The sequence below is a fragment of the Pseudoalteromonas holothuriae genome (assembly GCF_945859825.1).
Lineage (GTDB): Bacteria > Pseudomonadota > Gammaproteobacteria > Enterobacterales > Alteromonadaceae > Pseudoalteromonas > Pseudoalteromonas holothuriae.
The window spans coordinates 166,824-189,782 of record NZ_CAMAPC010000008.1; the positions used below are offsets into that span (position 1 = coordinate 166,824).

Annotated in this window: 21 protein-coding genes and 1 tRNA gene; 17 read left to right on the plus strand and 5 right to left on the minus strand. The window is 40.7% G+C overall.

Annotation, left to right across the window (positions count from 1 at the left end; all coding sequences use genetic code 11):
* Positions 1-65 precede the first annotated feature (65 nt).
* The 3 genes from OCI93_RS12250 to OCI93_RS12260 are packed head-to-tail and all read right to left on the minus strand — an operon-like array spanning position 66 to position 2,784.
* Entirely contained in the window at positions 66-593 is a 528-nt protein-coding gene (locus OCI93_RS12250) for a hypothetical protein (RefSeq protein WP_261626502.1), read from the minus strand.
* Positions 590-1,774, minus strand: coding sequence for a peptidyl-prolyl cis-trans isomerase (locus OCI93_RS12255; protein ID WP_261626503.1), 1,185 nt, complete (start codon positions 1,772-1,774; stop codon positions 590-592). The genes OCI93_RS12250 and OCI93_RS12255 overlap by 4 nt, the downstream gene beginning before the upstream one ends.
* Positions 1,774-2,784 (minus strand): phospholipase C/P1 nuclease family protein, encoded by a 1,011-nt coding sequence (locus OCI93_RS12260; protein WP_261626504.1) that lies wholly within the window; start codon positions 2,782-2,784, stop codon positions 1,774-1,776. The genes OCI93_RS12255 and OCI93_RS12260 overlap by 1 nt, the downstream gene beginning before the upstream one ends.
* 196 nt (positions 2,785-2,980) lie before the next feature.
* Between OCI93_RS12260 and OCI93_RS12265 the strand changes: the two genes are divergently transcribed.
* Together OCI93_RS12265 and OCI93_RS12270 are read left to right on the plus strand one after the other, a co-directional pair.
* Positions 2,981-3,802 (plus strand): MipA/OmpV family protein, encoded by an 822-nt coding sequence (locus OCI93_RS12265; RefSeq protein ID WP_261626505.1) that lies wholly within the window; start codon positions 2,981-2,983, stop codon positions 3,800-3,802.
* 46 nt (positions 3,803-3,848) lie between these two features.
* Positions 3,849-4,196, plus strand: coding sequence for a DUF3019 domain-containing protein (locus tag OCI93_RS12270; protein ID WP_261594351.1), 348 nt, complete (start codon positions 3,849-3,851; stop codon positions 4,194-4,196).
* Positions 4,197-4,498: 302 nt separating this feature from the next.
* Here the strand turns inward: OCI93_RS12270 and OCI93_RS12275 are convergent, their stop codons facing one another.
* Entirely contained in the window at positions 4,499-5,017 is a 519-nt protein-coding gene (locus tag OCI93_RS12275; RefSeq protein ID WP_261594350.1) for a hypothetical protein, read from the minus strand.
* A 55-nt stretch (positions 5,018-5,072) separates the two neighbouring features.
* On the minus strand, positions 5,073-5,555 hold the full coding sequence (locus OCI93_RS12280; protein WP_261594349.1) for a globin family protein: 483 nt from the start codon (positions 5,553-5,555) through the stop codon (positions 5,073-5,075).
* Between the two features lie 404 nt (positions 5,556-5,959).
* On the opposite strand from OCI93_RS12280, the gene OCI93_RS12285 reads away from it, so the two are divergent.
* From OCI93_RS12285 to OCI93_RS12355, 15 genes are all read left to right on the plus strand, one after another.
* A tRNA-Met gene (locus tag OCI93_RS12285) sits at positions 5,960-6,036 on the plus strand.
* A 261-nt stretch (positions 6,037-6,297) separates the two neighbouring features.
* Positions 6,298-6,753 carry a ribosome maturation factor RimP gene (gene rimP / locus OCI93_RS12290; RefSeq protein WP_261594348.1) on the plus strand — a complete coding sequence of 152 codons (456 nt, stop codon included), beginning with the start codon at positions 6,298-6,300 and terminating at the stop codon, positions 6,751-6,753.
* Between the two features lie 40 nt (positions 6,754-6,793).
* Positions 6,794-8,296, plus strand: a complete 1,503-nt coding sequence (gene nusA / locus OCI93_RS12295; RefSeq protein ID WP_261594347.1) for a transcription termination factor NusA — start codon at positions 6,794-6,796, stop codon at positions 8,294-8,296.
* A 25-nt stretch (positions 8,297-8,321) separates the two neighbouring features.
* The gene (gene infB / locus OCI93_RS12300) at positions 8,322-10,970 is read left to right on the plus strand and encodes a translation initiation factor IF-2 (protein WP_261626506.1); all 2,649 of its coding nucleotides are present in this window, start codon (positions 8,322-8,324) and stop codon (positions 10,968-10,970) included.
* 110 nt (positions 10,971-11,080) lie between these two features.
* Positions 11,081-11,479 (plus strand): 30S ribosome-binding factor RbfA, encoded by a 399-nt coding sequence (gene rbfA, locus OCI93_RS12305; RefSeq protein WP_261594345.1) that lies wholly within the window; start codon positions 11,081-11,083, stop codon positions 11,477-11,479.
* The gene (gene truB, locus OCI93_RS12310; protein WP_261594344.1) at positions 11,479-12,414 is read left to right on the plus strand and encodes a tRNA pseudouridine(55) synthase TruB; all 936 of its coding nucleotides are present in this window, start codon (positions 11,479-11,481) and stop codon (positions 12,412-12,414) included. The genes rbfA and truB overlap by 1 nt, the downstream gene beginning before the upstream one ends.
* Positions 12,415-12,522: 108 nt before the next feature.
* Positions 12,523-12,792, plus strand: coding sequence for a 30S ribosomal protein S15 (gene rpsO, locus OCI93_RS12315; protein ID WP_261594343.1), 270 nt, complete (start codon positions 12,523-12,525; stop codon positions 12,790-12,792).
* Between the two features lie 221 nt (positions 12,793-13,013).
* Positions 13,014-15,140: a polyribonucleotide nucleotidyltransferase gene (pnp, locus tag OCI93_RS12320; protein ID WP_261626507.1), complete on the plus strand. Its 2,127-nt coding sequence runs from the start codon at positions 13,014-13,016 to the stop codon at positions 15,138-15,140.
* Between the two features lie 106 nt (positions 15,141-15,246).
* Positions 15,247-16,125, plus strand: a complete 879-nt coding sequence (nlpI, locus tag OCI93_RS12325) for a lipoprotein NlpI (RefSeq protein ID WP_261594341.1) — start codon at positions 15,247-15,249, stop codon at positions 16,123-16,125.
* Positions 16,109-17,293, plus strand: coding sequence for a hypothetical protein (locus OCI93_RS12330; protein WP_261594340.1), 1,185 nt, complete (start codon positions 16,109-16,111; stop codon positions 17,291-17,293). Before nlpI ends, OCI93_RS12330 begins: the two co-directional genes overlap by 17 nt.
* Positions 17,294-17,499: 206 nt before the next feature.
* Complete coding sequence (locus OCI93_RS12335) at positions 17,500-20,292, plus strand: monovalent cation/H+ antiporter subunit A (RefSeq protein ID WP_261594339.1); 2,793 nt, start codon at positions 17,500-17,502, stop codon at positions 20,290-20,292.
* Positions 20,292-20,639, plus strand: coding sequence for a Na+/H+ antiporter subunit C (locus OCI93_RS12340; RefSeq protein ID WP_261594338.1), 348 nt, complete (start codon positions 20,292-20,294; stop codon positions 20,637-20,639). The genes OCI93_RS12335 and OCI93_RS12340 overlap by 1 nt, the downstream gene beginning before the upstream one ends.
* Positions 20,636-22,156 carry a monovalent cation/H+ antiporter subunit D gene (locus OCI93_RS12345; RefSeq protein WP_261626508.1) on the plus strand — a complete coding sequence of 507 codons (1,521 nt, stop codon included), beginning with the start codon at positions 20,636-20,638 and terminating at the stop codon, positions 22,154-22,156. The genes OCI93_RS12340 and OCI93_RS12345 overlap by 4 nt, the downstream gene beginning before the upstream one ends.
* On the plus strand, positions 22,156-22,692 hold the full coding sequence (locus OCI93_RS12350; RefSeq protein ID WP_261594336.1) for a Na+/H+ antiporter subunit E: 537 nt from the start codon (positions 22,156-22,158) through the stop codon (positions 22,690-22,692). The genes OCI93_RS12345 and OCI93_RS12350 overlap by 1 nt, the downstream gene beginning before the upstream one ends.
* On the plus strand, positions 22,686-22,955 hold the full coding sequence (locus tag OCI93_RS12355; RefSeq protein ID WP_261594335.1) for a K+/H+ antiporter subunit F: 270 nt from the start codon (positions 22,686-22,688) through the stop codon (positions 22,953-22,955). The genes OCI93_RS12350 and OCI93_RS12355 overlap by 7 nt, the downstream gene beginning before the upstream one ends.
* Positions 22,956-22,959 lie beyond the last annotated feature (4 nt).

Below are 22,959 nucleotides of genomic sequence, written 5' to 3' on the forward strand. Positions count from 1 at the left end.
TGCGATTGGTGCAATGTATATTTAAGCTAAACAGTAAGCCAACTGCATCAGTCAGTGTGATGAGACTACGGAGAAACTACCAGTTCTTGTTGTAGCTTTTTACTCATTTCCCTGATCCCTGCTATTTTCTCTTGTGCAAATATTAATTCGTCAGCACTAATACCCTCTGCTTTGCCGCGCTTTAACAGTGCTTCTAAACGTTCAATTTTATGCTTTGCCGCTTTAATAAATGCTTGTTTGAGCTTCCTTTCTTTAGCATCACCATATGCTTGATAACTCTCATGGTCGTTTAGGTCACCCTGATATGGTTCACTGGTGATAGGTTTGCCAATAGGAGGAATATAGATGTCTGTTTCATTCGTTTTAGTATCAAGCGAGACAGCGCTATTTTGTGCCTTATGCTCAATGATGGTTGGTACTGAATTGTTATTAGATTGCATTGTCACAGAGACAGCTTTTACAGCCATTTGCTCGCTGGACTGAGTGATTGGCATGGTACTGCTGATTTTTGATTCAGGCCCATACCAAATATGCAGAGCTACCCAGATGCTTATAGTGATACCTAAAATAGCTAAAATGTATTCTTTTTTCATAGCGTTATATTATTACTTTTAATCCATTTAGCTTTGTGTTTTTGGTAAGCATTTTTGGCCAATACTTCAGTCAAAGCAAGCTTTGCTTGATACTTTACTGTTTCACTCTCTTTATCATAGTAATCATAAAATCGTGACAGAGTTTGAGCTACGAACCATTGACCTTGGGGTGTTCTAATTGGTTTTGACAATTGTTGTGGCTGTAGACTAAACGCGACTTGATGTGCCCATGAGCTTTTATTTTGGCGTTCGACAATGCCTTGAGTTTTAGCGAATATATCATTTTGTTTAAAGTGGGTAACAGCACGTGCAAAGTCATACTTTAGAGCATACTTGTAAAACTGTTCAGCCTGAACTTTGCTTTTAAAAAATACAGCATTGGCTTTAACCTTCTTGATATACTTGAAACTTTGCTTATTTGCTTGGAAATAATCGTTTATTTGCCTATTGGTAATACTTTGTTGTAATGCTTCAACATAAGCGCTGCGTGCTCCGTGCATACTATGCAATACACCGAAGTATGAAAGCATAACAGGTCTGAGCAGCTCGGCTTTAGCAATGTGCTCTAGTTTTTGTTGAGAAAGCCCTTGTGCATTAAGTGAAGTGGAGAGCGTTTGCATAATTAGGTTAAATCGATGATGTTCATTAATGAGTGATTTGAACAAATTAATGTCGCCTTGATGTAATCTATAACGATTTTGCATCGATTGTTCACTCATTAGCAAAGCTAAAGTCAGTGGTTTCTTAGCTAAGTGACTTAAATCTATTTTGTCTAACTTTGCCAGTTGATCAGTCGTGTAGGTATTATTACTTGGGTAAGCAGGTAAATTGCTTTTTAGCCATTTTGCGGAATAAGGTTGCCACATCTTTGCGTTTATTTTAGTGCCAGTGGGTAAGTTAAACTGACCCTTAAGCAAAGATAAAGTATACCTTCTTGCATGGTGATCACTACTAAAACCCACGGGAGATTGCCTTTTTAGAATACTAGGGTGAAGTTGTGTTGCTTGCTCTAGTAAAAAGGCGTTTTCAACCATACGATACTTTGTCTGTTGCAATGTGATGTTGGTGTCTTTTTCTCTAAGCACGCTATGAACTAGCTTGATTTCAGTGTCGCTAAAACTAGTGTTTGCATAAGTTGGCAAGCTTAAAAAGCTTGCCAACAATAGGACTAAACTACGCATTAACGCGCCACCATAGCATGATTTAGTAAGTGAACGACCATGGCAATAGAATGTGGGATAACAAGTTTTGCAGTGTTTAAGCGGTCATAATGATCTTTAGAATTGAGCACAATACCGCCTTGTGCGTAAGAAAATGCGCCGCCTTGCGTGAGTAGAGGACGAATATCTTGAGCATTGTCAGATAAAGGGGAAAAGCTATTTAATGCTTCTCTCACTAGTTGTGTATTGTTTAAATTCTCTGCATCATAGTAGTCTTTTACCCAAGACTCCCAGCTAGCGTGGTTAAGGTCTGAAGTTGTCCACGTATGATGAGGTTGTAAAAGATCCGTGGTGTGAAATACGAACCCCAGAATTTGTGGGTTACCACTTTGAAGATACTTCTGATACCAATACTGACCCAAGTTATCAATGGGTTGAAATGGCATTTCTTCAAAGTCGTCATACATACTGTATGTTGAATGGCTATCAATTCGATAATTCGCTTCTGTAATACCGTAACTGTTATACTCTGTATCATCGGCTCTAAACCACCCTGTTTCTCCTCCTCGGCCATCATCAAGGTAATCACCTTTTAGCCAAGTTGAAGCAATTGAGTCTACACTGCCCCAAACGGTTAGTTTCTCCCAGTTATATCCACCAAAATCATTACCATGTACATCTGCACCTTGGGTATGATTTTGAAAGTGCCAATAACTCGTATATTTTACTATGCTCTGTGCTGCGCCCCAAAGTGGTGCTTGTACACAATCTCCTGTGATAGCCCCACAGAAAAATGTATCTTCAAAGTCATCTACATCAAAGGCTGCTTGGCCAAGCAGCTGTGCAAGTGAAGCAACACTCATATTATTGGCTTGCGCGTACTGAGAAAGTTTTTGGTACTGTGTGGAGCTTGGATTTTGTGCCATATAATTTACTGCATCGACAACAATACGTTTATGTGTTTCTTGACTAAAGGCATGCACATTGAGTGCTAAAGTGCCTAATAATGCGCAGAGTATGATTTTTTTCATAATTATCCTGTGGGTAAAGTAATCACTCTAGATGTAAAAACGGTATTTGACACTTTTATTGTTACTTTTTAATTTCAATTAGGTTAATTTTTAGTTTTATAAGAAAAGGAATATGTGTTTGTTGGTTGCGTTTAGGTCAGGTATCATTAGGTAACAATTTCGGCACAAATAAAAACGTAAAGAATAATCATAGATTATGAATAACATAAAAATAATAATGCTGGTGCTATTGTTTTGTATTTCAATACGCGCAGAGGCACAAACAGAGTACGAAAATAGTGATGAATTGTATTGGCAGCTTAGCTTAGGCGCATTTTGGGTTGATATGACTTTACCCAAGTTAAAAGGAGCTGACTCAAACCTTGGTGGTGTCAGTATTTTGGCTGATGCACGCATCGAATATAAAAATTTTTATTTTCGTGTTAACTCAGGTGATTTTTTTGGTGGTGCAGATATTGGTTATCAAGTTTGGAATGATGATCAACAAGGAGTTGATATTATATATGGTAATTATCAATTAGGATTTTCTCAAAATGGTTATTTCGATGATGATGACCCTGTTCCTGAGTTAAAGGGAATTAAAGAACGTCATCAAGATCAATCATTTGGCTTGTCATATTACCGCTCTATTGGCCAATACAACGCAGCAGTTGAGCTTGTCTATGATACTTTTGGTGATAGTGGAGGCTGGGTTATCCACGCTGAAGCAACTCGAAATTTTGAGTTACGAAATTGGGATGTATGGTTTAATTTTGGTGCTAATTATTACTCAGGTAAATTCATCGACTATTTTTATGGTGTTGATGTTGATGAACAGTCCACTCATTTGCCACCTTATGAAATTAATGGAGCCGTTTCAATTTTTGCACAAACACAAGCTAATTACCCAATAGCGGTTGATTGGGTATTCAGCGCTGGTGGCTCTGTGTTGGTAGGGTCTGCGAACGTAACGAAAAGCCCATTGATTGGCTCTCGTTTCGCAACAGCAGTCTTTGCTGGAGTGAAATATGTATTTTAAATCAATATCTGCAAAGTGTTTGCTAGGAGCAGTTTTAGGTTTTGTGATGTCAGATTTACACGCTGAGGCACAGGTGCCAAGCCAAATTTTACATGTAACTCCAAATAAGTGTGTTGCACTACACCAAGGAAGAACTTGTTATACCGATGCGATATTCAAGATCAATACCCCGGCAATAGGTGACTACTGCATTCGACAAAGTCAGTCTAAACAAATTTTACAGTGCTGGGCAAATACACAGTCTTTTACATATACACTTTACTTTGGTTCTTCAGATAGCTTGAGTTATGAGTTAATTTCTCAAGCCTCTCATGATGTGTTAGCTGTGACGACGATTGATGTGAACTGGGTACATAAAGTACAAGTTAAAAAGCGTCGTTGGCGGTTATTCTAGGGGTTGCTGATCTTTGCTGTGTGTTTTTGCAGTAGTCATTCGGGTGTTTTCCCAAGGCAGAACCTGCGTCGCATAGTTATTCTATGTAAGCCAGGTGATAACGTAGAAAAAATGTCCGAATGACGCTACCAAAGGCTTCCAGTACTTTGTCATTCGCAACTAACATAAATTATTATGCTGCATTGCTTATTTCGCGTAATGAAAGCCTTTGATTTGAAAAAATTCATACCTCAAAGAGCAACTGCCCCTAATATCGGCAAGTGCTTAAATACCACAAAACAATAAAAGGCCTAATTTGGCCTTTATTGTTTTGTGGTTTCGCATTGTTCAATGAGCATGCGTAAATGCTCTCCGATACTTTGACTCTTATTATAACTGTCTTGCATTAACTGTTTGGACTGCTGTTGTAATTCACTGAGTTCATAGTTACTCAATAAAGTACGTAAATAGTTAACGGTATCGGCACCTTGACGTAATAATTGTGGAATGCTTTCAAGGCTAATTTCTTGTTCACTCAAACTTTCAATAGTACTGGCAAAGTTTTCAAGACTAACCGAGTCTTGAAGAGCACCTTCTACAGCGATTAATGCCCCCATAGGATCACCTTCTAGCTGTGTTGCTACACAGGCCGCAACGCTACCACTTTTAGCTGTGGCTGAGATATTATCGAGTCCATGCTCCCGAATCGTTTCTATTGCGGTTTTTAATTCTTGGTGCTGAGATAAATACTGTGCTTCGATTTGGCTTTTTGAGCTCTCAAATACATCACACCCAGTAACATTAAGGCACAGAAAAGAACTAAAAATTAATGCTTTTTGCATAGATACACCTAAATAATAATTTATATTTTTAGTGTACTTAATGGCGATGAATAAGTCACCTCAAGGTTGAGGTACGCTGCTGTTTGTGTGTTTTAAAATGGGCTAAAGACACGACATTATTTGAGCCAAATAGGACACTTTTTATTATGTTCGCAAAAATGTGCAATGCTTTACGCCACGCGTTGCGCAAAGCCAAAGTAAATTGCGCACCAAGATGAAGCTGTAGTGTTGATATCATAGCATTACAAAGCACACTAATATCCCTTTCATTTGGGTTGAGTGATGACAATTGACATGCGTGTAAACGTACAAACCCAGTTAGCTGTTCTTGCTGAGGTAGTAAGTAAAGTGCTTCTTGGATAAATTGACTAACTCTATGTTCAACGCAAAGAAGTTGTTCATTATTTTGTGGTAACAGTAGTTGCATTTCATAGCGATTTAACTGAGTTTTTAGACTAATGCAAAAACAATGAAAATTAGGTTGCAGTGTTGAAAATGACTGCGTCAATAACTGATATTGATAAGGAGAAATACTCATAATCGCCTCGTTGTCGATTAAGAGCGCATCCGTTTGCTCGAACTATATTAAAACAAGCAAAACTGCATACTTGCTACTGACTGCGCTAAGAACTATTTATAAATTGGCAGTGTTATACTTTTAATAATTATAGTGCGGATAAGCAAAGATGCGAGATGGTTGAATAAAATGTAGGAAAAAATTACTGCAAGTGAGATAAAGCTTACATTTCCTTTACATTTCTGGTTGACGTAACGCTGCAGACCAGTACTACATTTTTTTATGAGAAAATAACAGACGATAAGCAATAAATATTCATTATGCCATCTATTGGTGTGTATTTATTTAACTCTATGGTTGCTTATTAATGGAACTGTCCTTATAATACAGCGCATATTTTGCAGTGCATGCACTGCTATTATTGGCGCGGGATGGAGCAGCCTGGTAGCTCGTCGGGCTCATAACCCGAAGGTCGTCGGTTCAAATCCGGCTCCCGCAACCAAATCTGGAGTAGCGTGCTATTCCTTTATGGTTTCGCGCATTCATTGTAATGCGCGTTTTGCGTTTAAGCATCAGCTTATTTTGCTGCAGTCTTACGCAACCAAGCAAGGCCTTTGGCCACACAGTTTTGCTTTAGGTGTGACGCCCCGCTTGGTTCGGGGCGTTGTTGTATCTGCAGCTTAGGTTTCTAGCCCAAGCTTTGGTATGAAACAACTAAGTTATTGGGGCTAAGGCCCTTTTTTTGTTTGTATGGAGGAATTTTGTGACAAAACTCGAGCAAGAATTGACAGCAATGTTGGAACCTGCGGTTGAAGCACTGGGGTTTGAATTATTGGGTCTTGAGTTTGTGCAAGCTGGTCGTCACTCTACGTTACGCGTTTATATTGAGCACGAAAATGGGATCACTGTAGATAACTGTGCAGATGCAAGTCGACAAGTCAGTGCAATTTTAGATGTCGAAGACCCGATTACAAACGAATATGATTTGGAAGTGTCTTCACCTGGTGTTGATAGGCCGCTTTTTAAACCGGCACATTATGAGCTGGCGCAAGGGGAAGAAGTGCGCGTACGTACAAAGCTTCCGCAAGATGGACGTCGTAACTTTAAAGGCGACTTAGTTGCTGTAAGTGGTGACATGATCACAGTTAACGTCGATAGTGTTGAGTATCTAATCATGCTTAGCAACATTGAGCGTGCAAACATTATCGCAAAGTTTTAAATATTAAGTGCGAAGGACAAGGGCAAGCGAGGCATTACCTATGGCAAAAGAGATATTATTGGTGGCAGAAGCCGTTTCCAATGAGAAGGCAGTCCCAAGAGAAAAAATTTTTGAGGCATTAGAGTTCGCACTAGCGACTGCAACAAAGAAAAAGCACACTGGCGACATTGAAGTTCGCGTTGCAATTGACCGTAAAACCGGTGAATACGACACCTTTCGTCGTTGGATGGTAGTGAACCCACAAGAAGACGGTTCGTTAGAAAACCCATATGCAGAAATTACTCATGAAGCTGCTCAAGTTGAAGAGCCTGAAATTCAGCTTGGTGACTACGTAGAAGAACAAATTGAATCGATTAAATTTGACCGTATCACCACACAAATGGCCAAGCAAGTTATCGTACAAAAAGTACGTGAAGCAGAACGTGCATTAGTGGTTGAAGCTTATAAAGATCAACAAGGTGAACTTGTGACTGGTGTGGTTAAAAAAGCCACGCGTGATGCAATTGTTATTGACTTAGGAAATAATGCTGAAGCGGTTATTTATCGTGAAGATATGCTGCCACGTGAAAGCTTCAGACCGGGTGATAGAGTACGTGGTTTGTTATATGATGTTAAACCCGAAGCGCGTGGTGCCCAATTATTCGTAACACGTTCTAAGCCAGAAATGCTGATGGAATTGTTCCGCATTGAGGTGCCAGAAATTGGTGAAGAGATGATTGAGCTACGCGGTGCTGCCCGTGACCCAGGTTCTCGTGCTAAAATTGCGGTAAAGTCTAACGACAAACGTATAGACCCAGTCGGCGCATGTGTAGGTATGCGAGGTGCTCGTGTTCAGGCTGTCTCTACCGAGCTTGGTGGTGAGCGCGTAGATATCGTGCTTTATGATGATAACCCTGCTCAGTTCGTGATTAATGCAATGGCACCGGCTGAAGTGGCTTCAATCGTCATGGATGAAGATTCACGCTCAATGGATATTGCTGTAGAAGCAGATAACCTTGCACAAGCAATCGGTCGTAATGGTCAAAATATTCGTCTAGCTAGCCAGTTAACTGGCTGGGAACTAAACGTTATGACAGTCGAAGACATGGAAGCCAAAAATGCTGAAGAGTCTGACAAGTTAGTAAACTTATTTACTGAAAACCTAGACATTGATGATGACTTTGCAACGATACTTATTAACGAAGGTTTCTCTACGTTAGAAGAAGTTGCTTATGTTCCTGTTGCTGAGTTTTTAGAGATTAACGGTTTAGACGAAGATACGGTTGAAGAGCTTCGTAACCGTGCTAAAGATGCACTAACAACAAAAGCATTGAAAACAGAAGAAAGTTTAGAAGATGCAGAGCCTGCAGAAGACCTATTGGCTTTGGAAGGGTTAGAGCGCCACCTTGCATTTGTGATGGCAAGTAAAGGCGTTGTGACGCTTGAAGACTTAGCCGAACAAGGTATTGATGAGCTAGTAGAAATAACAGAAATATCAGAGCAAGAAGCTGGGCAGCTTATTATGGCTGCACGTAATATTTGTTGGTTTGGTGAAGACGCATAATTTATTAACGGAGGTAACACACACTATGGCAGAAGTGAGCATTGAGAAACTAGCCGAGACTATTGATACAACTGTTGATAAATTGCTGCAGCAGTTGAATGATGCAGGGATCACCAAAGGCAAAGATGACAGCGTAACTGAACCTGAAAAAGCACAGCTACTTGATCACCTAAGCAAGCAACATGGTGGTAAGGGAGCTGAAGGCCCGGATCGTATGACTTTACAACGTAAAAGTAAAAGTACGTTGAGTGTAAAAGGCTCTACAGGTAAAGAAAAATCAGTTTCTGTTGAGGTGCGTAAAAAGCGTACCTATGTTAAAAAGAGTTCAATTGACCAGCAAAAAGAGCAAGAGCGTTTAGCTGAAGAAGAAGCTGCACGCAAAGAAGCTGAGCAAAAAGCGCAACAAGCCGCTGAGCAAAAAGCGAAAGAAGAAGCCGAACGTAAAGCAAAAGAAGAAGCTGAGCGTAAGGCCAAAGAGGAAGCTAAGCGTAAGGCACAAGCCCAACGCAAAGCTAACGAACCGCAAGACAAAAAAGTGGATAATGCACAAGTTGAAAAAGACCGCATTGAAGCTGAGCGTCTGCAAAAAGAAGCAGAAGAGGCAGCATTGAGAAAAGCTGAAGAAGAAGCGAAGCGCCAAGCTGAAGAGGCGCGTAAACTAGCTGAAGAAAATGAAGCTCGTTGGAAAAAAGAAGAAGAGGAACGCCGTAAACGTGAAGAAACGGCTGACCATCACTTAACGACCTCAACTTATGCACGAGAAGCAGAAGATGAGTCAGATGCACGTGAAGAGAAAAGTGCTCGTCGTAAGAAGAAAAAGAAAGCGCCAGTTAAAGCCGAAGCGCCAGCAAGAGGCCGCAAAGGTAAACTTAAAGCGCCAACTTCATTGCAGCATGGTTTCCAAAAACCAGTGACGGATGTGAAGCAAGAAGTGCGTATTAGCGAAACCATTACAGTTGCAGAGCTTGCATCTCGTATGGCCGTTAAGGGTGCTGAAGTTGTAAAAACAATGATGAAAATGGGCGATATGGTTACGATTAACCAAGTTGTCGACCAAGAAACCGCTCAGTTAGTTGCTGAAGAAATGGGTCACAAAGTTGTTCTAGTTAAAGAAAATGAGCTAGAAGTGCAAGTGTTAAATGACCGCTCTGAAATTGATTCAACTGAATCGCGCGCACCAGTAGTGACAGTAATGGGTCACGTTGACCATGGTAAAACCTCTACCCTTGACTATATCCGTAGTGCAAAAGTTGCATCGGGTGAAGCGGGTGGTATTACTCAGCACATTGGTGCATACCATGTTGAGACAGAAGGTGGCATGATCACTTTCCTAGATACTCCTGGACACGCAGCGTTTACTTCAATGCGTGCTCGTGGTGCTAAAGCGACAGATATCGTTATCCTTGTGGTAGCAGCAGATGATGGTGTAATGCCTCAAACTAAAGAAGCGGTACAGCACGCGAAAGCGGCAGGTGTACCTCTGATTGTTGCTGTTAATAAAATGGATAAAGAAGGTGCTGATCCAGACCGAGTTAAGAACGAGTTGGCTCAACTTGACGTTATTCCTGAAGAGTGGGGCGGTGACGTACAGTTTGTTCATATCTCTGCAAAAGCGGGGACAGGTGTTGACGCATTACTTGAAGCTGTATTGATGCAAGCAGAGCTATTAGAGCTTACTGCACCAACACAGGGCTCGGCTGCTGGTGTTGTTATCGAGTCTCGTCTAGACAAAGGCCGTGGTCCTGTTGCAACAGTACTTGTACAATCAGGTCAGTTAAGTCAAGGTGATATCGTACTGTGTGGTCTTGAGTATGGCCGTGTTCGTGCTATGCGCGATGAAAATGGTAAAGATATTAAAACGGCAGGTCCTTCAATTCCAGTTGAGATTTTAGGTCTATCTGGTGTACCAGCTGCTGGTGATGAAGCGACAGTTGTTAAAGATGAGCGTAAAGCGCGTGAAGTAGCACTATATCGTCAAGGTAAGTTCCGTGATGTTAAGCTTGCTCGCCAGCAAAAAGCGAAGCTAGAGAACATGTTTACTAATATGACCGAAGGTGATGTATCTGAAGTTAATATCGTACTCAAAGCAGACGTTCAAGGTTCTATTGAGGCGATCGCTGACTCACTTACTAAGCTTTCTACTGATGAAGTTAAGGTTAAGATTGTAGGGTCTGGTGTGGGTGGTATCACTGAAACTGACGCTACACTTGCTGCGGCTTCAAATGCTATCATTGTAGGCTTCAACGTACGTGCTGATGCTTCAGCGCGTAAAGTAGTTGAATCTGAAAATCTAGATTTACGTTATTACAGCGTTATCTATAGCCTAATTGAAGAAGTTAAGCAGGCGATGTCAGGTATGCTTGCACCTGAGTTTAAACAGGAAATCATTGGCCTTGCTGAAGTTCGTGATGTATTTAAATCACCAAAAATTGGCGCTATTGCAGGTTGTATGGTTACTGAAGGTATCGTTAAGCGTAGTGCGCCAATCCGCGTACTTCGTGACAACGTAGTAATCTACGAAGGTGAGCTTGAATCATTACGTCGCTTTAAAGATGATGTGCAAGAAGTACGTAATGGTATGGAATGTGGTATCGGTGTTAAGAATTATAATGATGTTAAAGTTGGAGACCAAATCGAAGTATTCGAAACGGTCGAAGTACAACGTTCATTGTAAATATATACTGATATAATGATTTAAATGGGGGCTAATGCCCCCATTTGTCTATTGTGTTTAAATAAAACTTGTTATTATTTTTCAATAAGTTAATTTTATAAGTGGTGAAAATGAGAGAATTTTCTCGCACAGACAGAGTCGCTCAGCAAATTCAAAAAGAAATTGCGGTTATTCTCCAACGCGAAATTAAAGACCCCCGTTTGGGCTTTGTGACGGTATCAGCTGTAGAAGTCTCTAGGGATTTATCTTACGCAAAAATCTTTATCACGGTACTTAATACGACCGATGAAGACAAAACTAAGCAAAGTGTTGCTATTTTAAACGATGCAACAGGCTACATTCGCTCCGTTTTAGGTAAAAGAATTCGTGCGCGTATCATGCCTGAGTTGCGTTTTGTGGTTGACAACTCGTTGCTAGAAGGTATGCGAATTTCTAACTTAGTCGACTCGGTTATTCGTGAAGACAACGAAAAACGTGGTCCTGAGTCATCGGAAGATGAGCAAGAATAATGGCAAGGCGTTCTAAAGGCCGTCCGGTTGACGGTATTATATTACTGCATAAACCCGAAGGTATCTCTTCAAATAAAGCGCTACAGCAAGCCAAAGGTATTTATTTTGCACAAAAAGCGGGTCATACCGGTGCATTAGATCCGTTGGCAACTGGCATGTTACCCATTTGTTTTGGTGAAGCGACCAAGTTTACTCAGTTTTTATTAGATACCGATAAAACGTATGTTGTACGTGCTAAATTAGGTGAACGGACCACAACATCAGATTCTGATGGTGAAGTGGTTGAAATAAGACCTGTGAATGTTGAAAAATCAGCATTACACAGTGCTGTTGAAAGTTTTTTAGGTGAATCGGATCAGTATCCATCAATGTATTCTGCCTTGAAGTACCAAGGGCAACCATTGTACAAATATGCCCGAGAAGGTATTGAAGTACCAAGAAAGTGCCGCAAAATCAATGTGTATAGCTTGACGCTTGACGAATACGATGCTGAAAATGAAGAAATTCAAATGACAGCACATGTGTCTAAAGGCACCTATATTCGAACTATTGTTGACGACTTAGGTGAAAAGCTTGGGTGTGGCGCGCATGTTATTATGCTACATCGTTCAAAAGTAGGCCATTATCCAAGTGAGAAAATGGTAACAATTGAGCAACTTGAAGAAAAACTGCAACAAGCAAAGACAGAAGGCTTAGAGCCTTCAACATATCTTGATGATTTACTGTTGCCAATGGACACCGCATTAGTGGATTTACCCGTCATTGAGATAACGCAAGAGCAAGGTAAAGCATTTAGTCATGGTCAAGTTGTGGTGTGTGGGGAAGTACCTGACGGTATCATTAAAGTCATAGCAGATCATAAATTTATTGGTATAGGTGAGCGTAATATCGATGGCCATTTAAAAGCAAAGCGAGCCTTAGCAACCAATCAATAACTTTTACTAGTTTCAGGCGCTGATTGTTGATACAATGCGCGCCGCTTACTCGCTTTGGCTGAATTAGTGATCGGCTAAAGCACAATTTAAATTTATTTTGGAGTTATTATGTCACTAAGCAATCAAGAAAAAGCAGAAATCGTAGCAAAATTCGCACGTGCTGAAGGCGACACTGGTTCACCTGAAGTGCAAGTTGCACTTTTGACGAATGATATCAATAAGCTACAAGGTCACTTTGCTAACCACAAGCATGACTTCCACTCTCGTCGTGGTCTTCTTCGCAAAGTTAGCCAACGTCGTAACTTACTTGATTACCTTAAAGGTAAAAGCGTTGAGCGTTACTCAGCACTAATCAAAGAACTTGGCCTACGTCGCTAATAATTTGATTACTTGTTGGCTTTTTAGCCAACATCAAAAAAGGGGCCTAATCGCCCCTTTTTTTGTGGCTGCAGTACAAGTATACTAGGCTACTTCAGCATAGGGCTGAAATTACGCTGACATCTTTTGCCAATTGTAGTGCTTAAGTAGATTTTAGAGTCTGTTTAAGACTGTAATTGGTAGTTGTTGGCGTTCATATTTGTTTTATTAAGGAAATATTTGTGCAAGCAATTATTAAAGAATTTCAATTAGGTCAACACACAGTGACCTTAGAAACAGGTGCTATCGCACGTCAAGCAGACGGCGCAGTACTAGCAAGCATTGGTGATACATCAGTTTTAGTAACTGTTGTTGGCAAACGTGAAGCAAGCCCAGGTCAAGATTTTTTCCCACTAACAGTAAACTACCAAGAACGTATGTATGCTGCGGGTCGTATTCCTGGTGGTTTCTTAAAGCGTGAAGGTCGCCCAAATGACGGCGAAACCTTGATTGCACGTTTAATTGACCGTCCAATTCGTCCACTTTTCCCAGATGGCTTTGTTAACGAAGTACAGGTAATTGCAACGGTTGTTTCAGTAAACCCTGAGATCCAACCAGATATGGTTGCGATGATTGGTACTTCAGCTGCATTGGCAATTTCTGGTATTCCATTTAGTGGCCCAATTGGTGCAGCAAGAGTTGGCTATATTGATGGTCAATACGTACTTAACCCAACTTTAAAAGAGCTTGAAGAAAGTAAGCTAGACCTTGTGGTTGCTGGTACTGAAAATGCTGTACTTATGGTTGAGTCAGAAGCTGACGTATTGTCAGAAGAAGAGATGCTAGGTGCTGTGGTATACGGTCATGAGCAATCTCAAGCAATCGTTAAAGCAGTTGAAGAGTTCAAAGCACAGGCAGGTAAACCTGCTTGGGATTGGGCTGCGCCAGAGAAAAACGTAACTTTAGCAGGCAAAATTGCTGAGCTTGCAGCTGACAAAGTTGGTGAAGCTTACTTCATTACAGATAAAGTAGCGCGTAAAGAAGCACTTTCAGCTGCGAAAGAAGCTGTTGTTGCAGCATTAACAGCTGAACTTGCTGAAGGTGATGTGCTAGATACCCAAGAAGTGGGTAAGTTATTTGGTGCGTTAGAGAAGAAAATTGTCCGTGGGCGCATCATCGCAGGTGAGAAGCGTATTGATGGCCGTGAACCAGATATGGTTCGTGCACTAGACGTAATGACGGGTGTACTGCCGCGTACTCACGGTTCTGCTATCTTTACTCGTGGTGAAACACAGGCATTGGTTACTGCAACTTTAGGCACGGAACGTGATTCACAACTTATCGATGACTTAACTGGTACGCATAAAAACCACTTTATGTTGAACTATAACTTCCCTCCGTATTGTGTGGGTGAGACTGGCTTCATTGGCTCTCCTAAGCGTCGTGAAATTGGTCACGGTAACCTTGCTAAGCGTGGTGTACAAGCTGTACTTCCTACGCTTGCTGAGTTCCCTTACTCAGTACGTGTTGTATCTGAAATCACAGAATCAAACGGTTCGTCTTCAATGGCATCAGTATGTGGTTCATCGCTTGCACTTATGAATGCAGGTGTGCCCATTAAAGCTTCTGTTGCTGGTATTGCGATGGGTCTTGTTAAAGAAGAAGAAAACTTTGTAGTACTTTCAGATATCTTAGGTGATGAAGATCACTTAGGTGATATGGATTTCAAAGTGGCAGGTACAAGCGCTGGTGTAACAGCACTACAGATGGATATCAAGATTGAAGGTATCAATAAAGAGATTATGCAAATTGCGCTTAAGCAAGCAAAAGCAGCGCGTTTACATATCTTGTCTGTAATGGATGAAGCGCTTGCTGCACCATCAGAAGAGCTATCTGAGTTTGCGCCACGTATTTATACGATGAACATTCCTCCGAAGAAGATTGCTGAAGTAATTGGTAAAGGTGGTGCAACGATTCGCCAGTTAACTGAAGAAACTGGTACTACGATTGAAATTGAAGATGATGGTACAATCAAAATTGCAGCAACTGATGGTATGAGTGCTAAAGATGCGATTTCTCGTATTGAAGCACTTACTGCTGAGCTGGAAGTTGGCACTATTTACAATGGTAAAGTAGTACGTATCGTAGACTTTGGTGCATTCGTTAACGTATTACCAGGTAAAGATGGCCTAGTACATATTTCACAAATTAGTGCGGAACGTGTTAATAATGTTGCTGACCACCTAACAGTTGGTCAAGAAGTGAAAGTTAAGGTACTAGAAGTTGACCGCCAAGGTCGTGTTCGTCTAAGTATTAAAGAAGCACAAGAGCAACCAGTAACGCCAGCGCCTGAAGCGCCAGCTGAGTAATTTTGTGTAAATAAAACATGATAGTAATAAAAGGGGGCTGTATGGCCCCTTTTTTTATGTTTTAATGGCCGCTATGTAAGCGCAGTTAAGCGACGATAGGAAGGACATGAAGTTAAGATCCATATTTATTTTGCCCTTAGTGTTTCTCGGATTGATGGGTTGTCAATTGAGTCCAGAAAAAACTACACAGCATATCGTTAACGTACCATTGAGTGTGCCACTTGCTGCCAATTTTAGGAATGAAATTGCAATAGCACGTTATTCAGAGCTACTAAGTGCAAGTGACTTGCCAAAAGAGCAAAAAGCACAGTTATATTATAATCGCGGTATGCTCTATGACAGTTTAGGGTTGAGTACTTTAGCGCGTATAGATTTTAATCGTGCATTAAAAATGAAGCCCGATTTAGCAGAGGTATATAACTTTCTTGGTATTCATCACACGCTGTCTCAAGAGTACGGTCAAGCTTATGAAATGTTTGATGCAGTTTTAGAGTTAGATGAAGCGCATGAATATGCTTATTTAAATCGTGGTATTGCACTGTATTATGGTGAGCGACCTAATTTAGCAAGCCAAGATTTAGCAGCATTCTTAGCGCGCTCACCGCAAGACGCCTATCGTGTGATGTGGTTGTATTTAGCACAAACTCAACTTGACCATGAACAAGCTCTTGAGCAATTAAGATTAAACAGTAATGGATTAGACCAAGAGTTATGGGCCAATCAACTTGTGCAACTGTATCTTGGAGAGCTAACTGAGGGACAATTCCTTGCGCAATTGGGTGAAGGGGTTTCGAGTCAACAAGAGTATGCAGAGCGCCTTTGCGAAGCTTATTTTTATCTAGCCAAGCGTTACCAAGCTCGCGGTGATAAGCAAGTTGCAATAGATTTTTTTAAGTTAGTACTTGCCACAAACGTTTATGAATTCGTTGAGCATAAGTATGCTCGACTAGAGTTAGATCTTTTAGCAAATGATGAGGACAGTTAAAACTGCCATAATTTGCTGCGTGATGGTGTTGGTGATAGCGCAAAGTGATCATCAACCCAATTTAAATGAGCCTGTTTCGCGTAATTATTTTTTGCAATCATATCCAAAAGCTTATTATTCAGTGCAACAAAGTGTCAGACTGGAAGCTTTGTCAGAGTCTACCATTGAGGCCTTATTAGCGTTAAATTTGCCAGAAATCATGCTTGAATGGTCTATTCGCCTTGCACAGCGAAAGAAGTATAGCGCAAGTCAACTGTACTGGAGAAAATACTATGACATTGGAACCCAGGGGCAACGAACACGCTTACAACAGGTATTTGTGCAACAATATGCACTTCAACAACTCAAAAGATTAGAGCGTCAATTTGGCTTGCCTAGCGACTTACAATTATTGCTTGCAAGTGAGCAAGGCGTAGTACCTCAGAGCCTATCTAAAGGCGTATTAGCTAAGCTAGAGCTTACAACTTTATTATCCCCCCCTATATTTGCAAGCAATTGCAAAAATCGTATTTTACTAATAAGTGATCACTTTAGTGGTGTAAAGAAATTAGAGTCATTAAAAGCAAAATACCTTGAGCAACCAGAGCCAATGGTCGGCAGCTATTGCTTATCAGAGGTGTTTTACATTGGTGATATTATGTCTTGTTATATAAACGAGCAACAATTTGCGCGGTGCGATGAACAGCAATTGATTAAGCAATACAATAGACAGCTCAATAATATTGATTATGTGATAATGATGACGAAGGTGGGCCAAGCAAACGTTGCTAATGGTATAATGACGCTTACAAGCAGTAGCAATTATCAAGTGTTTTTACATGAGCTGATGCACTTTAGTGGATTTGAAGATGAATATGCTATTGCGCCAAGTAAGGCGCGTTGGTTATGTCGACACGCTGGGCAACATGCCCCAAATTTAATTGTTGCAAAGCAACCACCTGCAAAGGGGTGGTACAAGAGCGAAACGTGTAAACATGGCCTACTTGATGCTTTTAAATTGAGCAAAGATTGGAGTATTATGCAGTTTCAGGAATTGCCTTTATCGCATCAATATAGACAAGTTTGGCAAAATGCTATTAACTCAAAACGTTACCAAATACCTAGATTTACAAACTTGAAATCAAGGCTAACAGAAGCTGCACCGGATGAAGGTGCAAGCGAAATATGAATTTAATCTGAATTGTTTGTTAAAGTTGTCTAAAATGACACCTGCTAGTTCGAGTAACTATAGACAACTCAAACACTAATACAGTATAACTGGAAAAGTTTTGTGTTCTTATACATGTAATTTAGAATGACTGAATTCATGTTAAAGTACACCCATACTCAGTGTATGTCGTACATTTACGACACTGAAATAAAAAGGTTCAATTTATGACTTTGCTTTGGATACCATTGCTATCCTTTATCGGCAGTATTTTTTCTTCATTTTTGGGTAAATTGTCACGCAATCAATCAACTGCGTTGACGCTGGTTCCCCCTGTATTGGCACTTGCTTTAGCCATATATCTTTCACCAGCAGTATTTGCGGGTGAGGTACTACGAGAAAGTGCGACATGGGTCCCTTTACTAGGACTGGAAATCGCCTTTAGGCTTGATGGACTTGCATTACTCTTTGTCTTTATGATCCTTGGTATTGGTATTTTAGTGATTTTTTATGCTCGTTATTACTTGAGCGAAAAAGACTCAATGCCAAAACTATACTCTTATTTGATGTTATTCATGACCGCTATGCTTGGTATTGTTATGTCTAACAATGTACTACAGCTGTGGGTTTTTTGGGAACTTACCAGTATTAGTTCATTTTTGCTGATAAGTTACTGGAGCCATAAATCAGAAGCGCGCAAAGGCGCACGTATGGCTTTGGCCGTAACCGGCGGTGGTGGTTTAGCGCTGCTTGCTGGACTATTGATGCTTGGCGATGTGGTTGGTAGTTATAACTTAGATGTCATCCTACAAAGTAAATCTCTAATACAGGCCCATGGTTTGTATGAGGTTATTTTAGTATTGGTTTTACTTGGAGCCTTTACGAAGTCAGCACAATTTCCATTTCATTTTTGGTTACCACATGCAATGGCCGCACCTACACCAGTTAGTGCGTATTTACATTCCGCCACAATGGTTAAGGCGGGGATATTTTTATTAGCGCGTTTTTACCCTGCGCTTGCTGGTACAGATTTATGGTTTGTGATTGTTGGTTTGACTGGCTTGACGACGTTACTTTTTGCCGCTTACGTAGCACTGTTTAAGCATGACTTAAAAGGGTTGTTAGCATACTCTACAATTAGCCATCTAGGCTTAATTACATTGCTATTAGGACTGGATACTGAACTTGCAACGGTAGCGGCGATTTTTCACATCATAAATCATGCAACATTTAAAGCGTCTTTATTTATGGCAACGGGCATAATAGACCATGAAACGGGTACTAGAGACATGCGTAAGCTCAACGGTATGTGGCGGTTTATGCCCTATACCGCAACACTTGCTATGGTTTCCGCTGCTTCTATGGCAGGGGTACCGTTGCTGAATGGCTTCTTGTCCAAAGAGATGTTTTTTGCAGAAACTTTATATCAGCAACTGCTTGGTTCTATGTCTTGGTTGATACCGGTATTGGCGACTGTTGCCGCTGCGTTTTCAGTTGCTTACTCTGCACGGTTTATCCACGATGTGTTTTTTAATGGTGACCCAATTGGATTACCAAAGGAACCCCATGAGCCGCCAAGGTATATGCGTGTCCCTATTGAAGTTTTAGTCGCAATTTGCTTGTTGGTTGGAATGTTTCCAAATTTTGTTATTGATGGTATTTTAAATGTTGCATCGGCAGCTGTATTAGGCACAGCACCACCAGAGTTTAAAATAGCTATCTGGCATGGCTTTAATCTACCCCTGCTAATGAGTTTTATCGCAGTTTGTGGTGGGTTATTCATTTACACTCAACGACGCTATTTATTTCAGTTCCAAGCTTCTTTACCTCCTTTAAACGCTAAAAAGGTTTTTGATAATAGCGTTTATAACATTGTTAAGTGGTGCCAACGAAAAGTAGTGGCTGTAGAAAATGGGTCATTACAGCGTTACCTTATGTTGATGTTTTTGGTGGTGTTAATAAGTGCGGGTTGGCCTTTGTTTGAAATGGCACAATTAGTAGGTCAAAAAGCGCCAACAGATATTGATATCCATAATGGTATTGGTGCTGCACTGTTAATGATTGGAGCCATTGGGACCGTCATTTGGCATCACGTACGGATGGTTTCCTTACTTATGCTATCAGTTGTTGGACTAATGGTATCTGTCGCATTTACACGTTTTTCTGCGCCAGATTTAGCGTTGACACAGTTAACGGTAGAAGTCGTCACGATTATCTTATTAATGCTGGCATTGTTCTTTTTACCTCAGCGTACGCCAAAAGAGTCAAGCTCTATTCGCGTATTACGAGATATTGGAATTTCGTCAGCTATTGGGGTTGTAGTGGGAAGTATTTGTTACGCTATGATCACACGACCTCATGATTCTATTTCTGAGTTTTTTGTTGCGAATGCCAAAATTGGTGGTGGAGGCACCAATGTAGTGAACGTCATTCTTGTTGACTTCAGGGGCTTTGATACGCTCGGAGAAATTATAGTATTAGGAGTCGCTGCATTAGGTATTTATAAGTTATTAATTAACTTGCCTTTGTTTATGCCTGCAAGTGATAGTGAAGGACGGCCATGGGCTAAAGAACGTTATCCACTGCTTTTAGCGAGCATTTCGCAAAGTTTATTGCCACTGGCATTATTGGTTTCTTTTTATATTTTCTTACGTGGACACAATCTGCCTGGCGGCGGCTTTATTGCAGGCTTGGTGACAGCAATTGCTTTTATTTTACAATATATTGCTCATGGCTCCCATTGGATAGCAGAGCGGTTGACTATCAACTATAGAAAAATCATTGCATCAGGCATCGCAATCGCAATATTAACCGGTGTAGGTAGCTGGGTCTTTGGACGACCATTTTTAACATCATGGTTTGATTATTTTGATTTGCCAGTCATTGGACAAATAGAGTTGGCAAGTGCTTTAGTATTTGATTTAGGTGTGTATATCACGGTTGTTGGAGCTACATTAATGATTTTAGCGAGTTTAGGTAAAGTAACCGCTAATGCACCAAAAGAAGAGGTAAACTTTTAATGGAATTATTATATGCGTCTTGTGTTGGGTTGTTAGTTACGTGTGGCGTGTTTTTAATTTTGCGCGCTCGCACCTTCCCAGTGGTGCTTGGTTTAACCATGTTATCTTATGCTGTTAACTTGTTTTTGTTCTCTTCAGGACGACTGACCTTAAATAAAGCAGCAGTATTGGGTTATGCAAATGAATATGCAGACCCATTGCCACAAGCTTTGGTATTAACGGCTATCGTAATTGGTTTTGCGATGACTGCTTTTGTTGTGATATTAGCTATAAGAGGCCGCGCTGATTTAGGTAATGATCATGTGAACGGTCAAGAAATATCGAATAATAAAAAGGGTAAAGCATGATCCAGCATTTGACTTCTTTACCTGTGCTGCTGCCAATGTTGGCAGCTGTTATTTTACTTATGCCACCGTGTGGTAAGAGTGTGCCAATTAGGCGAGTTGCCTCAGTTATTTTTTCTAGCATTACTCTAGCTGCGTCATTACTGTTATTAGCAAATGTAAAAGACAGTGGTACACAAGTTTATGCGATTGGTGATTGGTCTGCACCATTTGGTATTGTGATGGTGGCCGATCCTTTGTCGGTATTATTGGTAAGCCTCACTTCTTTCTTAGGACTCGCTTGTGCGCTTTATGCCTGTGCAGGAGATGATGAACGAGGGGCATTTTTTCACCCTTTACTCCAATTTTTAATTTTAGGTGTCAATGGTGCGTTCTTAACTGGTGATATGTTCAATTTATTCGTGTTTTTTGAGGTATTGCTGATAGCATCTTATGCCTTATTAATGCATGGCGGGGATAAGCACAATACTAGAGCTGCATTGCAATACGTTATTATGAACTTAGTTGGATCGGCTATATTTTTGATTGCACTTGGTACGTTATACGGCGTGCTAGGCACACTTAATATGGCTGATATGGCTCATAAAGTAACAATGTTACAAGGCGATGATATTTACTTGGCAAAAATAGGTGGACTGTTACTGCTAGTGGTATTTGCGCTTAAAGGGGCTTTATTACCTCTACATCTATGGTTGCCTAATACTTATGCTACAGCATTACCTGTCGTTGCTGCTTTGTTTGCGATTATGACAAAAGTGGGTGTTTACTCAATCATGCGAGTTTACACAATGATTTTTGGCGAGCATGCAGGTGAGCTTAGTCTGATGGCTCAAGGTTGGTTATGGTGGTTGGCAATTGCAACCATTTTAGTTGGTGCCATTGGCGTAATGGCGAGTCAAGACCTACGAAAGCTGACAGCGAATTTGGTTATTGTTTCAGTAGGTACATTAGTTGCGATGGTTGCAGTACAAACGATACAAGCCAGTGCAGCAGCAATATATTATCTCGTGCATTCTACTTTAGTCAGTGCAGCATTGTTTTTACTGGCAGATTTGATAGCACGCCAAAGAGGTAAAGTGAGTGATCGGATCACAGCAGGTCGGCCCGTTACACAACCTCTATTGCTAGGGGGATGTTTTTTATTAGCGGCAGTCACAGTCATTGGTATGCCTCCATTATCTGGTTTTGTAGCAAAAATCTGGCTCTTGAAAGCTACTTTTGAAACTGAGTATACGATGGTTTTTTGGCCGGTGTACTTGTTGGCTAGTCTCGCTGTATTACTGGCTGTTTCAAAAACGGGTAGTACACTGTTTTGGCATCATACAACAACTAAAACTCCGGACGTTGCAGAGCAAAACCGTGTTCATCCTGCTCAATACTGTGCACTGTTAATGTTGGTATTAGCATCTCCAATGATGGTTATTTTTGCGGGTCCCCTAAGTGAGTACTCATTAATGACTGCAACTGAGTTGCATAACTTTGCTAACAATTTAAGTGTTGTTTTAGAAGGAGGCCAATAATGCGCCTAGAAGCTCGTTTTTCATGGCTGCCTACGCCCTTTAGAAGCCTAATGTTGTTTTGTGTATGGTTGCTTCTTAACAATAGTGTTTCACCTGGGCACATTCTGCTTGGCGCAATACTGGCAGTTGTGATCCCGTTAGCAACACAACCATTTAGAACTAAGCAGCCCTTAATACTCAGGCCAGGTTTGGCGATACGTCATTTATTTTTGGTGCTATACGACATTATTACCGCAAACTTGCAGGTTGCTTTGTTAATACTTGGCCCAACTAAAAAGTTAAACCCCGGCTTTGTTAAAGTACCACTTGATCTATCTCATAGTATGCCAATAACTATTTTGGCTAGTACCGTATCTTTGACTCCGGGTACAGTCAGTGCAGAAGTATATCCATGGCGTGAATCTTTACCTAATGGTGATAAACCTGAAAAACGCTTTTTGTTAATTCATGTTTTAAATTTAGAAGATGAAGAGGCTTTAATCACAACCATTAAGCAGCGTTATGAGGCACCGCTTAAGGAGATTTTTCAATGTTAGAGACTGTGATTTTAATTGTGTTTGCAATGATTGGTTTATCGTTGTTGCTAAACTTATGGCGTTTAGTCGTGGGACCATCAATTCCTGATCGTATCTTAGCGCTCGATACCATGTATATTAACAGCATTGCGTTGATTATTTTATATGGTATGAATATGGGAACGGGTTTGTATTTTGAAGCCGCGTTATTAATTGCTATGTTAGGGTTTGTTAGTACCGTTGCAGTATGTAAATACTTACTGCGCGGTGACATCATAGAGTAGGAGG